General features: G+C 73.0%; 12 protein-coding genes. 6 read left to right on the top strand and 6 right to left on the bottom strand.

Features of this window, described 5'->3' with window-relative positions; all coding sequences use genetic code 11:
- Positions 1-62: 62 nt before the first annotated feature.
- Together FDM97_RS15660 and FDM97_RS15655 are read right to left on the bottom strand one after the other, a co-directional pair.
- Complete coding sequence (locus tag FDM97_RS15660; protein ID WP_137991015.1) at positions 63-1415, bottom strand: alpha/beta hydrolase domain-containing protein; 1353 nt, start codon at positions 1413-1415, stop codon at positions 63-65.
- Between the two features lie 190 nt (positions 1416-1605).
- Positions 1606-2463 carry an SDR family oxidoreductase gene (locus FDM97_RS15655; protein WP_137991014.1) on the bottom strand — a complete coding sequence of 286 codons (858 nt, stop codon included), beginning with the start codon at positions 2461-2463 and terminating at the stop codon, positions 1606-1608.
- A 93-nt stretch (positions 2464-2556) separates the two neighbouring features.
- On the opposite strand from FDM97_RS15655, the gene FDM97_RS15650 reads away from it, so the two are divergent.
- From FDM97_RS15650 to FDM97_RS15640, 4 genes are all read left to right on the top strand, one after another.
- Positions 2557-2949 carry a winged helix-turn-helix transcriptional regulator gene (locus FDM97_RS15650; RefSeq protein ID WP_254705612.1) on the top strand — a complete coding sequence of 131 codons (393 nt, stop codon included), beginning with the start codon at positions 2557-2559 and terminating at the stop codon, positions 2947-2949.
- A gap of 194 nt (positions 2950-3143) precedes the next feature.
- A complete protein-coding gene (locus FDM97_RS36165; protein ID WP_217510237.1) occupies positions 3144-3254 on the top strand; it encodes a class III lanthipeptide in 111 nt (36 codons plus the stop codon).
- A 111-nt stretch (positions 3255-3365) separates the two neighbouring features.
- On the top strand, positions 3366-6074 hold the full coding sequence (gene lanKC / locus FDM97_RS15645; protein WP_137991013.1) for a class III lanthionine synthetase LanKC: 2709 nt from the start codon (positions 3366-3368) through the stop codon (positions 6072-6074).
- The gene (locus FDM97_RS15640) at positions 6071-7642 is read left to right on the top strand and encodes an ATP-binding cassette domain-containing protein (RefSeq protein ID WP_137991012.1); all 1572 of its coding nucleotides are present in this window, start codon (positions 6071-6073) and stop codon (positions 7640-7642) included. Before lanKC ends, FDM97_RS15640 begins: the two co-directional genes overlap by 4 nt.
- A 22-nt stretch (positions 7643-7664) precedes the next feature.
- Here the strand turns inward: FDM97_RS15640 and FDM97_RS15635 are convergent, their stop codons facing one another.
- The 3 genes from FDM97_RS15635 to FDM97_RS15625 form a co-directional block, all read right to left on the bottom strand.
- Entirely contained in the window at positions 7665-10634 is a 2970-nt protein-coding gene (locus tag FDM97_RS15635) for a helix-turn-helix transcriptional regulator (protein ID WP_137991011.1), read from the bottom strand.
- Between the two features lie 144 nt (positions 10635-10778).
- Positions 10779-11462 (bottom strand): response regulator, encoded by a 684-nt coding sequence (locus FDM97_RS15630; protein ID WP_137991010.1) that lies wholly within the window; start codon positions 11460-11462, stop codon positions 10779-10781.
- Positions 11450-12577, bottom strand: coding sequence for a sensor histidine kinase (locus FDM97_RS15625; RefSeq protein WP_137991009.1), 1128 nt, complete (start codon positions 12575-12577; stop codon positions 11450-11452). Before FDM97_RS15625 ends, FDM97_RS15630 begins: the two co-directional genes overlap by 13 nt.
- 421 nt (positions 12578-12998) lie before the next feature.
- Here FDM97_RS15625 and FDM97_RS15620 point away from each other — a divergent pair, with 421 nt between their 5' ends.
- Both FDM97_RS15620 and FDM97_RS15615 read left to right on the top strand, forming a co-directional pair.
- Positions 12999-14483 carry an FAD-binding oxidoreductase gene (locus tag FDM97_RS15620; protein WP_137991008.1) on the top strand — a complete coding sequence of 495 codons (1485 nt, stop codon included), beginning with the start codon at positions 12999-13001 and terminating at the stop codon, positions 14481-14483.
- Positions 14484-14574: 91 nt separating this feature from the next.
- Positions 14575-15672 carry a hypothetical protein gene (locus tag FDM97_RS15615; RefSeq protein WP_137991007.1) on the top strand — a complete coding sequence of 366 codons (1098 nt, stop codon included), beginning with the start codon at positions 14575-14577 and terminating at the stop codon, positions 15670-15672.
- Here FDM97_RS15615 and FDM97_RS15610 read toward each other — a convergent pair.
- Positions 15636-16583, bottom strand: coding sequence for a helix-turn-helix domain-containing protein (locus FDM97_RS15610; RefSeq protein WP_137991006.1), 948 nt, complete (start codon positions 16581-16583; stop codon positions 15636-15638). The genes FDM97_RS15615 and FDM97_RS15610 overlap by 37 nt on opposite strands.
- Positions 16584-16591: the final 8 nt, after the last annotated feature.

Raw genomic sequence — 16591 nt, 5'->3', positions numbered from 1 at the left:
GCGGGACCACACCCCCCTCCCACCGCCGCTGCTCGCTGCACTGGACAGCGCGGCACGGTCGTTCAGGCCGCCGAGCAGGGAGTGAGGGCCACGAAGGCATCGTAGTGGTCGCGGTACGTCTCCGTGTACGTGGACGGCGGGCACAGGTGTGCGCGCCGTCGCATCGCGTTCGCGTCCTCGGGCAGGATGTAGCCCGCCCGCAGATACGCGCGCACCCGGACGTCGAAGGCCCTGCGGTACGCCCTGTGGTCGGGGAACGCGAGCTGCTGCACGGTGCGCACGTCCTCGTACGAGCCGAGGAAGCCGGGGATGAAACGTGCCTCGCCGAGTTCGACGAACGGAAGGCGCGGGACGGTCCGGCCCGTGGTGTCCTCGGTGATCGCGTTGCCGCGCGCGTCGCGGACGACGGTGCCGTCGTTCACGGTGCGCAGCCGCGTGCTGACGGGAGGCGTCGAGCCCCTGCGCACCCAGTCGTGGCCCTGCAGGAAGTGCGCGCGCAGGGCGGGGACCCAGGTCGCCGGCGTGGTTCCGGCCACGGGCAGGCCCGGGGGGTTGGCGCCCAGCAGGTCGGGCACGTGCGGGCTTCCCGCGACGACGTAGAAGCGGTACTGCGCCGGCGCGACGCCCCGGTCGGTCAGGGTGGAGGAGTCGTCGGCCTCCGAGTTCACGACGACGACCTTGCCCCGGTAACGGCCGGCGGCGATGTCCGCCTGCGGGTCGAGGGTGTCCGTGGTGAACGGCATGGCGAGGTCGAAGACGCCCGAGGCGTCGCCGGACGCGATCAGCCGCAGCACAGGGTACGAGCTGTCGGAGGCGCCCGCCACGTACCGCCGGGACACCTTGCCCACCGTCTCCGGTGCGCGGGCCAGGGCGCGGCCGAACTCCGTGATGATCTCGTCGTCGACCCGCGCCCCTTCCTCGTCGAAACCGCCCTCGATGAAGGTCCCGGGCACCGACGGGTCCAGGATGCGGTTGGCGAACGTGCTCCAGCCGATCCCGGCGTGCACGAACCCGCGGGGGAACAGCAGCTCGGGCCGCAGGTACCCGTTGAGCGTGCCGAGACCGACGGCGAAGTGCGGCGGCTCCACCAGCACCGTGCCGTTGGTGCGGCTCGGGTCCTGCGGGGCGCTGATCCGGTACGGGACGCGGAACCGCCCCGTGGACGTCCGCCCCTCGAAGACGCCGTCGTACCGGACGTAGGGGATCCCGCCGAAGGTGCCGAGGGGTGTGACGGAGGGCTCGCCGAGCGGTCCGTCCGTGGCTCGCGGGGCGACCGGGGCCGGCGACGGCTGCCGGGGTGCCGCCTCGGCGGACGGTGCGAGCAGGGCCAGGCCCAGGAGGGCCGGGAACAGCGCGCGCAGGGTCGCGCGGGCCCGCCGGCCCCCTGGCCGCGCGCCGGAACGATGCCGGAACATCAGGTGCTCCCTCCGCACCGGAACGCGGCCCAGGCGCCTCGGAGTGGTCCGCCCGGTGCAGGTCGTCGGTGTGCGGCGCCGGGCCCAGCCGAACACCTTCCGCCGCCGACGGCCTTCCGGCCACGTCCGAAGGGGCGAGCCACTGCACCGCATGGCCCAACCGCCCCCGGAGCGACAGGCTCCCCGGGTCTCAGGCCTTCAGCGCGGCGGCGATCGAGTCGGCGATCGGCGTGGTGGGCCGGCCGGTCAGACGGAAGAAGTCGCCGCTGATGCCTGCCAGCTCACCCTTCTCGATGGATGCCTCCACCCCGCCGAGGATCGCCGCGAGCGGCCCGGGCAGCCCGGCCTGGCCGGTCAGGATGCCGGTGAAGGTCTCGACCGAGACGGCGTTGTACGCGATCTCCTTGCCGGTCTGCCGGCTCAGCTCGGCCGCGTAGTCGGCGAAGCTCCAGGCGGTGTCGCCGGTGAGCTCGTACGTCGTGTTCTCGTGGCCCTCGGCGGTGAGCACGGCCACCGCGGCGGCGGCGTAGTCGGCTCGCGCGGCGGAGGCGACGCGGCCCTCGCCGGCGGCCTGGGTGACGGCGCCGTACTGGAGGACGGGAGCCAGCTGCTCGGTGTAGTTCTCGTTGTACCAGCCGTTGCGCAGCAGCACGTAGGGCAGACCGGACTCGACGATCGCCGCCTCCGTGCCCCTGTGGTCGTCCGCGAGGGCGGCGGTCAGGCTGCCGACGGCGCTGGTGTACGCGAAGAGGGCGACCCCGGCGGCCTTCGCGGCGTCGATGACGACCTTGTGCTGGCCGACGCGGCCCTTGTCGACCTCGCTGCTGGAGATGAGGAGCACCTTGTCACCGGCGGAGAACACGCCGTCGAAGGTCTCGGGGGTGTTGTAGTCGGCGATCGCGATCTTCACGCCGCGGGCCGCGAAGCCGGCGGCCTTCTCCTCGCTGCGGACGACGGCGGTGATCCGGTCGGCGGGAACCTTCTCCAGCAGGCCCTCGATGACGAAGCGGCCGAGGCTTCCGGTGGCGCCGGTGACGATGATGCTCATGGTCGGACATCTCCTTGTGGGGTGGGTCTGGCCACTAACCCTAGGGATGGCGCTAACCATGCGTAAGTACCCACTTTGAAGTAAGGTACGGGCATGGGAGTAAGTGAGACGACACTCATGGAGCGCGTACGGAACGCCGACGGCGACACGATGTGTCCCGAGCGTCTGGTCCTGGAGCACGTCACCAGCCGCTGGGGCACGCTCGTCCTGATCGCGCTGCTCGACCGCTCGTACCGCTTCAGCGAACTGCGCCGGGAGATCGGCAGGGTCAGCGAGAAGATGCTGGCCCAGACCCTGCAGACCCTGGAGCGCGACGGCCTGGTCCACCGCGACGCCAAGCCCGTGATCCCGCCCCGCGTGGACTACTCCCTCACGGACCTCGGCCGGGAGGCGGCCGAACAGGTCCGCGGCCTCGCGCGGTGGACGGAGCGGCGGATGGCGGCGATCCGCGAGGCACGCGAGGAGTACGACGCGGCGAAGGCCTGACCGGCGGGTCGGGCCACCACCCATCACCGCGCCCGGGGGCACCCCTTCCATGGGGGTCGCGCGGGGGAATTATGGGGGGCGATCTCTCATGTGCGGGCGGAGCGTACGGCGTTGACTGTGGGCGTGCCGATCGGCCGGTACTCCAGCCACACGCCAGCGCGTTCCGCGCTCTCGACCACGAGGAGATGATCCGCATGGCCGTTCTCAAGCTCCAGGCCCTGCAGCCGACCGCTGTGACCAACAGCGCCGCCGTCGTCAGCCTGACGAGCAGCAGCAGCTCCTGCTGCTCCACCAAGCCGGTCTGACCGGCCGCGGTCCGTGTGGGGGGGGCGCGTGCCGCGCCCCCCCACACGGACCGCTCTTTTTTGTCACCAGCCGCTGCCGGCGGCGGCCCCTCGGACGAACAAGAGGCTGACATGCGCAACGAACGATGGGTCAACCGATTCCTCTTCGCCTGGAACGACACCCTGTTCTTCGACCCGCTCGACGTCCATTACGAGCCGAAGGCGGACCACTTCCTCGCATCGCTCGACGAGCAGGTACGGGGACGGTTCGTCCGCAGTGGCATCTGGTGGAGCCATCGGCACAACCCGGCCCTCCCCGCACAGGGTTGGAAGATCCATGTGTCGGCGAGCCCGCGCGACGTGCGCGAGGTCGCGGCCGTGGTGATCGGACATCTCACGGCGCGCGAGATCGACTTCAAGATCGCTCTCGACCTCGATGTGTACGAGATGCTCAACTCCAAGGGCATGTCCCGCGGCAGCGGCGGCAAGTTCATCACCGTCTACCCCCGTGACATCGACGAGTTCAGGACATGCCTGGCCGACCTGGCCCGCCTCCTGGAGGGCGTCGAGGGTGCCTATGTGCTGTCGGACCTGCGCTACCGGGACAGCAAGGCGCTCTACTTCCGGTACGGGCAGTTCCTCGACACCCACACCGTGGACGTCCTCGGCCGGCGAGTGCCTCACATCATCGGGCCGGACGGGCCCGTCCCCGACGAGCGGCGCATCGGGTACGCCCAGCCGGGCTGGGAGCCCTGGCCGTTCACCGACTGGAAGCCCGCCGGCGACGAGGCGGAGGAGAGCGACCTGCTGGGGGGCCGATTCCGGGTGACCGGGGCGATCCAGTTCTCCAACAGCGGCGGGGTGTACAAGGCCGAGGACACGGTGAACGGCAACCGGCCGGTGGTGCTCAAGGAGGCCCGCCCCCACACCAACGTCAACCCGCGTCAGGGCCACGACGCCGTGGACATCCTCGCCCGGGAGTGGACGTTCCTCAACCGGCTGGCCGACGTGGGCGCGTACCCGGCTCCCGTCGCCGCGTTCCGCCACTGGGAGCACCACTTCATCGCCGAGGAGTTCGTCGACGGTTCCGACATCCGCTCGGTGCTGCTCACGCACAACCCTCTCGCGCGGCCGGGATTCGACATCGGGCGGTCGCGGGAGTTCCTGCGGATCTTCCTGACCGTCTTCCGCGGACTGGCGCGTGCGATCCGGGCCGCCCACGAACGCAACGTGATCCTCGGCGACTTCACCGCCGCGAACCTCCTCATCGACCCCGACACGTACGACGTGACCATCGTCGATCTGGAGGCGTGCCGGCTGATCGAAGCCGAGGCCGAGGGGGAGGACGGCGAAGCAGGGTCACTGGTGAAGCCGGTCGAGCTGTACACACCGGGCTTCAGCCTGTCCCGGGGCGGCTTCAAGGCGTCCGGACCGGAGGGCGATCTGTTCGGTCTGGCGACGACGATGGCGTACTTCATCTTCCCGATCGCGGCGATGTCGTACCTGCGTGAGGACGTCCTGGACCAGTACCGGCTCTTCGCCGACGACCTGGGATGGCCCGCACGGATCCACGAGCTGATCACCGACCTGGCCGGTGCGCGGATCACCCTCACCGACGTACTCGACGCCCTGGAGCACGAGACCGAGCTGCTCGACCAGGTGAAGGCCGCACCGCCGCGGCCGGTCGTCCAGGAGCGGCTCGGGCTGGTGGAGGCCGAGGCCGGGGTGGCCGCGTTCGTCGAGGCCGTCGTCGACCCCGACCGGGCGACGCTCTTCCCCGTCGACCCCTTCGCGCACGTCACCAACCCCCTGAGCCTCGGCTCGGGAGCGAGCGGCGTCCTGTGGGCGCTGCACGCCTCCGGCGTCCCGGTCCGGCCCGAATGGCGTGACTGGCTGCGCGACAAGCTGGCCGGCATCGGCCTGGCGGAGTATCCGGACGGTCTCATGAGCGGCCTGGCCGGCATCGCCTGGGCGGCCGACTCGCTCGGACTGCGGGCCCAGGCCAGGGAGTTGCTGGCCCAGGCCAACCGGCGCGCGCCCGAGACCGGCGACCACACCTTCTACTACGGCCTCGCCGGCCTGGGGATGACGAACCTCCGCTTCTACCTCCGCGGTCGGGACCAGGGCGACCTCGCCGCCGCGCGGGAGTGCGCCCGCGCGCTGCACGACTCCGTACGGCGCGACGGGCGGCACGCCTACTGGCTCAACGACTTCGCGTCCAAGGGACCGCTGACCGGGCTCGGCTTCGGCCAGGCAGGTGTCGCGATGTTCCTGCTGAGGATGCACCAGATCACCGGCGAGGAGGAGTGGCTACGGCTCGGGCGGGACGCGCTCTCCTGGGAGATGGCCCATGCACGCCCCCTGGACGCCGAGGACGACGACAGCCCGCTCATGTTCGAGCACGAAGGGACCATGGAGCCGTACGTCGAGGTGGGTTCCGCGGGCGTGGCGCAGGTGCTGCTGCGCTACGGCGACCTGGACGCCGCCCGGACCGTCCTGCGCGCACTGGACGTCCGGCACTCGGTCCTGCCGGGCTACGGCTTCGGCATGAGCGGCATCGCGGACGCGCTCCTGGACGCGGCCGCGATCACCGGCGACCGTGCGTACCGTGACACCGCGTTGCGGCAGCTCGACTTCGTCCGCAAGACGTTCCTGTTCGAGCCGGCCGAGCGCTTCGCGGTCCCCCGCGGCGACGGCGCGGCGCCCCTGGGCGTCCCCGGTGAGGGACTGCTGCGCTGCGCCTGCGACTATCTGACCGGCTCGGCGGGCGTGCTGCGGGTGCTGCACCGGGTGAACACCGGCGGTACGGCGGACTTCCTGCTCGACGAGGTCGCGCCATGAGGCAGCTGTGGCACACCCTGCGGGGTCACCGGGCCCGGTTCGCCGGGATCACCGCCGCCGAGACGGCCACGGGCGGACTCGAGGCTCTGCTGCACCCGCTGCTGCTCAAGGCCCTGTTCGACCAGGCGATCCTGGCCGCGGACTTCCGCAGGTTCCTCGTCCTCGGCACGTGCTACCTGCTGCTCGGTCTGACCCTCAACCTCGCGGGTTACTGGATCTCCTGCCGGCGCAAACGGTTCGAGAACGCGCTCAGGCTGCGCCTGGAGATGGAGCTGCTGGACCGCACGCTCGGCCTGGACGGCCGGAAGGTGGCGGAGGCGGGGAACGCCTCCTACGTCAGCCGGATCCACCAGGACGTCCACGAGGGTGTCCTGCCGGCCGTCGACGTCGCCATCCGCATCGCGAAACAGACGGTCTCGTCGCTCGCCTTCCTCGGTGTGCTGCTGTATCTGTCCTGGCAGGCCAGTCTCATCCTGCTGGTGATCGTGCCGCCGCTGGTCCTCGTGAGCAACCGTCTGGCCAAGCGGATCGAGAACAACACCGAGCCCGAACGCGAGGCGGAGGCGCGGTACATCAACAAGCTGACCCGGACGCTGGAGGCCTTCCACGCGCTACGTGGTCTGCCGTCGCTGCTGCCCGGCACCCGCGCGGCGAACGGGGACGCGCTCCGCGGATTCCTCGGCCTCACCTTCGTCAACTACCGTCTGACGCTGAGGCAGAGGACCCTCAGCGACCTGGTGATGAACCTGTCGGACACCGCGGCGATGATCATCGGAGCCTTCTTCGTCTTCTCCGGCAGGATGTCGTTCGGCAGCTTCCTCGCCTTCGTGAACTCGCTGTGGCGGGCGGTCACGGGGATCTTCGAGCTCGTCAACATGATCCCGCAGGCGCGCCGCAGCACCGCCGTCCTCAAGCGCATCGAGACCCTGCGCGCTTCCCGGGAGGCGCCGTACCACGACGCGGGGTCCGTGGTACGGGTCCGCGGAGCCCGGGTCAGGTACGGCGACGGCGACGGAGACGGTTCCGGTGACGGCCCCGGCACCGCCCCCCGCGGAGACGGTGCCGACCTCGCGATCGCCGACTTCGAACTGCGCGCCGGCGAGCACGTCCTGCTCCGCGGCCCCAACGGCTGCGGCAAGACCACGCTTTTGCACATCATCTCCGGGACGCTCGCCCCCGACGCCGGAGCCGTCACCCTGCCGCCCCGGGTGGCGAGCCTGACCACGCCGGTGCACCTGCCCCCGCTGCCAGTACGCGACCTGGTGGCCGACGAGGGCGTGCGTACGGCGATGGGCCTGGACGGCCTGGCCGACCAGCTGCCCTCGGGGCTGTCGTCCGGCCAACGGCAGCGGGTCGGGGTCGCCGCGCTGCTGTGCGAGGACGCGGACGTGTACCTCGCCGACGAGCCGTTCGCGAACCTCGACGAGCCCGGCAGGGACCTGGTGCTCCAGGCCCTGCAGGAGCGCACCGAGGGGCGCGCGCTCCTCGTCGTCCACCACGGGGACGAGGGACTCGACAGCCGCTTCGACCGGGTGGTGACCCTGGCGGGGGCCGCCGCGCTCTCCTGAACAGACCCCGGAGCGCCGGACCTCAGGTGGCCAGGTCGCGGGCGGCGGAGGCGAAGGCCGCCCGGTTGGGGTGGCCGGTCTTCTGGAGGACGCTCGCCACGTGCTTCTCGACCGTACGCGGCGAGATGTGCAGGCGGCCGGCGATGTCCTTGTTGCCGATGCGCTCGGCGAGCAGCCGGGCCACCTCGAACTCGCGGACGGTGATGCCGCGTCTGCGCAGATCCGGCGGCACCTGTTCCGTACCCGTGCGGCGCTGCCGGACCGGTGCTCCCATCCCGCGGAGCAGGGCCCGGCAGGCGCCGGCGACCGTCCCCAGGCCGGCGCCGTGGAAGTGCTCCTCCGCCTCGCGCAACCAGTCGACGGGCGCGCCCCAGCCGTCCTCGTACGCCGAGCGCGCGACCAGGCGCCGACACAGGTGGCGCGCCATGGGGTAGAGCTCGCCCGCCTCCAGCGCCGCGCTCGCGGCGGCCGTCGCCTCGCCGGGCCGGCCCTCGCGGCCGAGGAGCACCGCGTGCGCCAGGCCGACGAACTGGCGGTTCCACCGGGTGCCGCCGCCGCCCGCCGCCTCCGCGACGCCGGTGTGGTGCCGCCGGCCCATGCGACCGGCGAGCACACCCAGCAGCAGCATGACGCCGCGGTGCCCGTCGAACTCACCGGTCGCCGGGCTCTCCGCGTCGTGGGCGAGCGCCTGGGCCAACTCCTGCTCGGCGGCGTCGTGTCTCTCCTCGAGGAGCGAACAGAACGCCCGCGCGAGGCCGTACGACGCCGCTCGCACCCCCGGCGCGGCATCGACGAGCGGGGCGAGCCGCTCCAGCGCGCCCGCCATCTCCGCACGCCTGCCCTGGTGCGCGTACCGCACCGCGTCGGCCAGCCGCAGCATCGACAGCGCCCGGCCGAGTCCCCGCCGTGTCGCCTCGGCCACCCCTTCCCGTATCCGGTCCCCGGCCGCCTCGAACGCGCAGCGCCGGACCTGGTCCAGCGCGAGGAGGGCGTCGGTCTCGTACGCCAGCGGCAGCGCGCCCATGCGCAGGGCCTCCTGACGGGCCTGTTCGACAGGGGCGGGCCGGCCGTCGCGCCGCGCCGCGACCCTGGCGAGGCACACGTCGGCGGACACCCGGTGTACGGGGAGGCGGCGCGCGTGGGCGATCGCGCGGACCCGCAGGAAGTGGGCGATCGCGGTCGGTTCGTCCTGCTGCCAGGACAGTTGTCCGAGCACGAGCAGGGCCTCGCAGGCCACCGCCGGCAGGTCGGCGCACTCGGCGGCGTCCGCCGCACGGCGGGCGAACAGGGCGGCGGTACGCAGCCGGTCGGGCGCCGGCCCGCTCAGTTCGACGTGCGCCGCGGCGACATCCACGAGGGCGGCGTGGGCGTCGGTCGGACGGTCGCCGAGCAGCCAGCGGGCGGTGTCGAGGTGCCGGAGAGCCTCCGCGGGCCGGCCCCTGAGCACCTCGATGCCGGCGAGCCGCGCGTGGAGCCCGGCCCGGCGCGGCGCGGGCAGGTCGTGCTCGCCGCCCGGGGTCTCCAGGCCGGCGACCGGCTCGGGTAACAGGTCGAACCGGGCCGAGCACGCGATCGCGTCCAGTAAGTGCTCCAGGATCGTGGCGTGCGGTTCGGGCGCGGTCCCGGGGCCGATTCTTCGGTGGGCCCGGACCAGGAGGTCCACGGCCCGCTCCACGGCGCCCTCGGTCATCGCCCGCTCCGCCGCCTCGCAGGACAGGCGGAGGGACTCCTCGGTGTCGCCGGCCTGCGCGTGCAGTTCGGCCGCGTGGGCGCACCACGCTCCGGGCAACCCCGGGTACAGCTCGGCCAGGGCGCGCGCCGCCCGCCGTGCGCAGCCGGCACGCTCGCCCGGTCCGAGGTCGTCCCGCAGCGCCTGCGCGGCCAGCGGGTACCGGAACGCGTACCCCTGGGTGTCCGGACCGTCCGGCACGATCAGGTGCGACGCGACGGCGGCGCGCAGGATCGCGAACAGTTCACCGGGGTCGCAGCCGAGCGCGTGCTGGAGCACCGGCGCCGGGAAGCGCGTCCCGAAGAGGGCCGCCATGCTCAGGAACTCCACGCCCCGCGGGCCGAGTCCGCCGGCCCGACGCCTGACGCCGTCCGCGACGGCGGAGGGGACCGAGAAGGAGACGGACCCCGCCCCCGTGTCGTCGAGAGCGCGGCCGGCGAGCTCATGGATGAGTTCCTTGGCCACGAACGGGATGCCGGCGCTGGCGGCCGCCGTCCGGTCGACGAGGTCGGGGCCGACCTCGGCCGGGGTCGTGCCCAGTTCGGCCGCGACGAGGAGGTGCACCTCGGGGCGGCCGAGGGGGCTCAGTTCGAGCAGCGCGCCGGCCCCGCGCTGGCGCGCGCCGGCGGCCAGCTCCGTCGCCGCGCAGGGTTCGCGCCGCGCGGTGAGCAGGAGCACGACCGGCTGGTGCCCGATGTTGTCCAGCAGGTACTCGACGATCGCCAGCGTCCCGGCGTCGGCGTCGTGCAGGTCGTCGAGGACGAGCAGACAGCCGCGCTGCCGTCCGACGACGGTGAGAAGGCGCAGGACCGCCTCGGCGATCACGACGTACGACTCGGCGGCGAGTCCGGTGCCCCGGCTGTCGGTCAGCAGGCGGGTCAGGACCGGCCCGTAGCGGCCCAGCTCGTCCGGGTCGGGCAGCAGGCCGGCGCGGGCCAGCGAGAGCAGGGCTTCGACCAGCGGCCGGTACGGGACGACGGAGCCCACCGTGCCGGCCCGCCCCTGTGCCGTGGCCATGTCCGCCTCGGCGGCCACGGCGAGGGCCTCGGCGGCGAGCCGGGTCCTGCCGACGCCGGGCTCGCCGGTGACGAAGACCGCTCCGCCCTGCCCCGAGCGTGCGGCCGTCAGCAGGGAGACGACCTGCCCCATCTCGGCCTCGCGGCCGATGAGTTCCCCTCGTCCCGGGTGAGGGCCGTCGGGGCCCGGGGCCGGATCCAGGTCCGGGTCCGGGTCCGTGGCGGTGCGGTCGTTGGACTCTGTCATCTGCCTCTCCTCGTGCGCGGGAAGGGGAGTTCAGCGTGCAGGGTGCGTGAAAGCTCGCTCTCGGACGAGGTCCGGGCGGGGGATGACGATAGGAGGGGGCGGCTGTCCCCGTCAGCCGTCCGTTTGGGGGGCTTGCGCCGGTTGTCAGCCTCCGTCGAGGCTGTCCTCGCGTACCCGCCGGGCCAGGTCGAGCTTCGTGTACGTGGGGCGGCCCGCCTGCTGGTACTTGGCCTTGACCCGGTCCAGGTAGTCCTTGGCCGTGTGGACCGTGATGCCCGCCCGCCGGGCGGCGGACTTGAGGGTCATCCCGGACGCGTAGTCGAGCAGGATCTGCCGCTCGCGCGGCGAGAGCCGGGGACGGTCGGGACCGGTGTCGTGGGCGCAGGCGAAGGCGAGTTCCGCGGAGTGGGCGCTGCGGCCCGCCGCGATGTCCTGGACGGCGGCGACCAGCGTCGGCAGGTCGTTGTCCTTGGTCAGGTAGCCGTCGGCGCCGGCCCGGAGCGACTCGATGATCCGGGAGCGGTCCGGGACGGTGCTGATCACCAGGACGCGGCTTCCGGTGCTCAGGAGCCGCCGGATGTTGTCGGCGGGGGCGGAGCCGTCCCGCAGCATCAGGTCGAGGAGGACGACGTCGGGCGGTGCATACGCCGACCCCGACTCGGCGGGCGCCGACGGGAGTTCGGCGTCCGGCGCGCCGGGGAGGAGCTCCCTCACCGTGGCCGCGGTCGCCACGAGCCTCAGCTCCGGTACGCCGCCGAGCCAGGACCGCATGCCGTCGAGGAGCATGCGGTCGTCGTCGACGACCGCGACGGTGATCACCCGGGCCATCGCAGCTCGACCCGTACGCCTTCGCCGGGAGCGGTGTCGACGGTGGCCCGGCCGCCCACCTCCGCCATCCGGCCGTGGACCGAGCCGCGCAGTCCGCGGCCGGGCACATACCGCTCGGGGTCGAAGCCGGGACCGCGGTCGACCACGGTGACGACGGCTCCCCCACGCCCGTCGGTGTCCCGGGTCGCGGTGACGTACGCGTGGCCCGTGCCCGCGTGCCGCTGGACGTTGTTCAGCGCCTCGCGCACGGCGTCGGCGAGCGCGGCGGCCACTTCGGGCGGCACCTCCGGAAGGTCGTGGTACTGGGCGGTGACCCGCAGCTGCAGGCGCTCCACCGAGGCGACCGCCTCCTCCAGGGCGGCGCCGATCTCCCGGTGGTGGACCTCGTCGGCGGTCTGCTGGATCAGCCGGCGCAGATACGCGGCCTCGCGGGCGCAACGTTCCCTCACCTCGGGGGCGTTGGCGTCGATGCCGCCGGCCGCGAGGGTGGTGAGCGTGGCGAGGACGGTGTCGTGGAGGGCTCGGTGGTGCTCGAGGCGTTCGGCGTAGCGCGCCTTGTGCGCCTCGGCCGCCAGCGTACGGGCGTTGGCGTCGTCGAGGAGGCGTCCCTGGCGGCGCAGGTACCACCAGAAGACCCAGGCCATCACGGCCGACGAGAGGAGTGAGTTGACGTGTCCGCCCAGGACGGCGCGGCTCGCGCCCACCGCCTGGTAGCCGATGAGGTGGGTCACCACGAGCAGTGCGACGGCGGCGAGGGCGTGGAGCCGGTCGAGGGCGATGGCCGCGGCGGCGCTCGCCGAGCCGCCGAGCAGCATCGCCCAGCCGAGTGTGGCGGTCTCCCGCACACCGCCCCAGGCGCAGAGGGCCAACGGCAGGAGGCACCCGGTGACCAGGACGTCCGCCCAGACGTGCCGCCGGTCGAACCAGCCGCGCCGCAGGGCTGTGCCGTAGCCCAGCACGCTCAGCCCGAGCGCCGTGACGAGCCCCGCGTACTGCAGGGGAAGATCCCGCTGGCGCTGGGTGACGGCGAGGACGCCGACCGTCAGATGGCTCGCCCGGTAGAGCAGGGTGGCCAGGATCATGAAGGACTGGGCGCGCTGCAGCCCCGACCCCACCCCTGTCCTGCCCCACCGTGCCCGTAGACGCCGTATCGGTACGTACCCCACCGACAAGACCACGCCTCCCCCTGCACGGCGCACCGCGGGATCCCTCGGAGGTCGTCCCGGGCGGACCCGGGGCCGAGGTCACGGTGCGCACATTGTCACTGACGGCACGTATTGTGCCCCAGCCGGTGCGCGCCGGCAGGGCGTCCGCCGACGAAGGCTCGGTTCCGCCGAAGGGCATTCGGGGGAGGCCCCCACCCGGTCCCGGCGTACGCCCGGCGCGTTGGAACAGGCCGCGCGCCCTCCGCTTCCGGTTCCTTCGCGTGAATGTGATCACGGGCCGTGTGTCGCGTCCCTTGCGTGATCAAGGTCGCCTCCAGGGTGGGCCTGCCGGCGCCGGCACCCCTGTTGAGAGCCACGGAGAGGCACACCTGTGCACATCAGTCGACGAGTCGTCCTGCGTGGAGGCGCGGCCGCCGCGGCCGGGGCCGTGGCGATGCCCGCCGCGGACCTGACGGCGGCGGCGCACGCTCAGGCCGCCGAGCCCTCGGCCTGGCGGGAGCTGAGCCGGGCCCTGAGCCCGGGGGCCCGGCTGTACCGGCCCGGCGGGCAGGACTACCCGGCGCACGCCACGGCCGACAACCAGCGCTACGTCGCGATCCGGCCGGCAGGCGTGCTGTCGTGCGCCACCGAGAACGACGTCCGCGCGGCGATGCGCTGGGCCGCCAAGCACGGCGTGCCCTTCGCACCCCGTTCCGGCGGGCACAACTACGCCGGCCACTCGACCACCACCGGCCTCGTCGTCAGCCTGCGGCCGATGAATCAGGTGACGCCGAAGGGCCACCGGCTGCGGCTGGGCGGCGGTGCCACCAACTCCGACGTCTACGCGGCCAGGGAGGCGGACCTGTACTTCCCCGGCGGACGCTGCCCCGGCGTCGGTGTCGCCGGGCTGACGCTCGGCGGCGGGCTCGGCTTCAACGACCGCAAGTGGGGCCTCACCTGCGACCGGCTCGTCGAGACCCGCCTCGTGCTCGCCGACGGCACCCGGGTGCGCGCCGCCGAGGACGAGAACGCCGACCTGTTCTGGGCCTGCCGCGGCGGAGCGGGCGGCAACTTCGGCATCAACACCGCGTTCGTCTTCGACGCCGTGCCCGTGGGCCGGCTGCGGGCCACCGTGTTCGATCTCTCCTTCGCTCTGACGGCGGCCAGGCCCGTGGTCGCGGAGGTGCAGAGCATCCTCGCCGACGACCGCGCCTGCGACCTCGACGTCCGTGTCGGCTTCAAGCACGCCGGCGACGGCACGACCGTCCTGTGGCTGCTCGGTCAGCGGATCGGCGACGAGGACGCGCTGCGCCGCGTCCTCGCGCCCCTGCTGGCGCTGCGGCCGACCCGCGCCTTCATCGAGGAGCGCGGCTTCTGGTCCGCCCAGGACTACTTGATGGAGACCCCGGGCACCAAGGACTGCTACGCCTCCAAGTCCCTCGTCCCCCAGCGGTGGTTGAGCGCGGAGGCCGTGACCGACATCGCCGAGTGGGCGCGGTCGTGGCGGCCGGGACCGACGGGGGCGACCGGCTATGTGACGCTCTTCGCCATGGGCGGCACGAGCGACGCGCCCCGGCCCGACGAGACCGCCTATCCGCACCGCGGCGCCACGTACGTGATCGACATCGGTACGCACTGGAAGCCCGGCACCGCCCAGGAGCACGTACGTCCGCTCCTTGAGCAGACCCGTACCGTGCACCGGACGCTCCGCCGGCACCTCGGCACGGACGCCGCGTACGTCAACTTCCCCGACCCCGACCTCCAGGACTGGCACCACGCCTACTACGGTGCCAACTACGCGCGGCTGGCGGAGGTCAAGCGCCGGTACGACCCCGCCGGTCTGTTCCGTCACGGACAGGCCATCGCGACGCGCTGATGCCCGATGCCGGTCCCCGGCAACGAGCGGTGGTGGGAAGTGCCCACCTCACGCATGCACCTGCCCCTTGCCGCGCCCGCACAATGCGCTGGTGACTCCCGCGAAGACCGATCGCCCCCACCCGAGGATCCGTACCGCGATACGCTCCGCCGCGGTGTTCGGCGCCCTGTGTGTGCTGGCGGCCGCATGGCTGTTGCTCGTCTCGACGCGCGGCGCGCTCGACGAGGAGCGCGCGTTCAGGGCAGCGGTCGGCTGCGCCGCCGACGGTGACGGTGACGGTGACGACGACTGTCTGCGGACCGTCGCGGCGCGGATCGACCGGACCGAGCGCGAGACGGGACGCAAGACGCCCCGGTACCGGCTCTACGTCGTCGAGGCGGACGGGACCACCCACCGCACTCACCTCAAGGGCAGCCCGCAGGACCATCCGGTCGCGCGGGCGGGAGCGGGCGTCGAGGTCACGTACTGGCGGGGGCGGATCCGGTACGTCGACATCGCGTCCGTACGCCGGTACACGACCGCGGACCCGCGCGGCGACTACAAGATCTTCTGTGCCGCGGGCCTCGCGCTCGGCGTCTACGGGACGGTGTTCCTGTGGTGCGGGTTCTGGTCCACCAAGGTGTCCCACGCCTCGGTCAGGATGAACACCTGGCAGATCGGCGTCCCGGTCTCGGGCGGGCTCGGCCTCGCCGCGATCGGAGCGGTCGCGCCCTTCCCCACCGACAGCCCCGGGGCGGCGTTCCGCCTTGTCGCTCTGAGTGTCCCCGTGGTCGTGGCCGTCTGCTCGGTGGCCGCCCTCATCCTGCGCAGACGTCAACGAGGCGACGACACCATCGCCTTGACACCGTCCGTGCCGGACAGGGAACGGTGCTTCCCGGGCCTGATCGTGAGCGAGGCCTCGCACACGGGCACCGGCGGATACCTGGTGGCCGGCCCGGGCGTTCTGGCGTCGACCGTCGACCCGACCGGCGCCTCCTTCCGCCACGAGGTGTCGCCCGGTCTCACTCCGATCCGCGTCCGCCCGCCGTACTGGACGGACCCCGTCCGCGCCGACTACGGCGGCCGGTCCCTGGTCCTGGAATGCGAGGACGAGGGCGTGCGGGTGCTCGTCGTCACGCACAGAAAGCACATGCCCCGGGTCCTGGGCGCCCTTCAGACGATGGGCCGGGAGCGGAAGGTGCGGCGGTAGGTGTCCGGCGGCACGCCGACCGTGCGGTTGAAGTGGCGGCGCAGCGTGGTGGCGGTGCCCATGCCGGTCGCCGTCGCCACGGCGTCGACACTGTCGTCCGTGGTCTCCAGCAACTCCTGTGCGCGGCGGATCCGTTGAGTCAGGAGCCACTGCAGCGGGGTGGTACCGGTAGCCGCCCTGAAGTGGCGGCCCAGGTGGCGTGAGCTCATCCGTGCCTGGCGGGCCAGGTCCTCGACGGTCAGCGGGTGGTCGAGGCGGTCGATCACCCAGGGAAACAGCGCGGCGAGCGGGTGGTCGTCCCGGTCGGGCACGGGGGCGGCGACGAACTGGGCCTGGCCGCCTGCCCGGTGGGGAGGCACGACGAGGCGGCGGGCGACCGTGTTGGCGACGGACGAGCCGTGGTCGAGGCGGACGAGGTGCAGGCACAGGTCGAGGGCGGCGGCCTTGCCGGCGGAGGTGAGCACGCTGCCGTTGTCCACGTAGAGCACGTCCGGGTCGACCTCGACCCGGGGATGGCGGGCGGCCAGGGCTCCGGTGTGCGCCCAGTGCGTGGTCGCGCGCTTCCCGTCCAGCAGGCCGGCGGCGGCCAGGACGAACGCGCCCGTGCAGAGGGAGGCCACGCGCGCGCCCGCCGCGTGGGCCACGCGCACCGCCTCGACCAGGTCGGCGGGCGGGTCCACGTCGATGTCCGCCCAGCCGGGGACGATCACGGTGTCGGCGTGCCGGAGCCGGTCCAGGCCGTGGTCGGGCTCCAGCAGGAACCGGCCGACCCGCACGGCGGCCGACCCGCAGACGGCGACGTCGTACCAGGGTCCGGCCACGCCGGCCGGGGCGGCGCCGAACACCTCGTACGCCACGGACAGTTCGAAGTGCAGCATCCCGTCGGTGACGGCCAGTGCGACGGTGCCCATGTCGGGAA

This window comes from Streptomyces vilmorinianum (assembly GCF_005517195.1).
Taxonomy (GTDB): Bacteria; Actinomycetota; Actinomycetes; order Streptomycetales; family Streptomycetaceae; genus Streptomyces; species Streptomyces vilmorinianum.
Note: the sequence above shows the minus strand (reverse complement) of the source record. Positions and strands in the feature narration are given on the sequence as shown.

What these genes read in the sequence shown, in the direction of transcription:
- FDM97_RS15630 (WP_137991010.1), bottom strand. Translation starts at nt 11,462, where the DNA reads ATGGCCCGGGTGATCACCGTCGCGGTCGTCGACGACGACCGCATGCTC.
- FDM97_RS15640 (WP_137991012.1), top strand. Translation starts at nt 6,071, where the DNA reads ATGAGGCAGCTGTGGCACACCCTGCGGGGTCACCGGGCCCGGTTCGCC.
- FDM97_RS15635 (WP_137991011.1), bottom strand. Translation starts at nt 10,634, where the DNA reads ATGACAGAGTCCAACGACCGCACCGCCACGGACCCGGACCCGGACCTG.
- FDM97_RS15610 (WP_137991006.1), bottom strand. Translation starts at nt 16,583, where the DNA reads ATGGGCACCGTCGCACTGGCCGTCACCGACGGGATGCTGCACTTCGAA.
- FDM97_RS15660 (WP_137991015.1), bottom strand. Translation starts at nt 1,415, where the DNA reads ATGTTCCGGCATCGTTCCGGCGCGCGGCCAGGGGGCCGGCGGGCCCGC.
- FDM97_RS15655 (WP_137991014.1), bottom strand. Translation starts at nt 2,463, where the DNA reads ATGAGCATCATCGTCACCGGCGCCACCGGAAGCCTCGGCCGCTTCGTC.
- FDM97_RS36165 (WP_217510237.1), top strand. Translation starts at nt 3,144, where the DNA reads ATGGCCGTTCTCAAGCTCCAGGCCCTGCAGCCGACCGCTGTGACCAAC.
- FDM97_RS15650 (WP_254705612.1), top strand. Translation starts at nt 2,557, where the DNA reads ATGGGAGTAAGTGAGACGACACTCATGGAGCGCGTACGGAACGCCGAC.
- lanKC (WP_137991013.1), top strand. Translation starts at nt 3,366, where the DNA reads ATGCGCAACGAACGATGGGTCAACCGATTCCTCTTCGCCTGGAACGAC.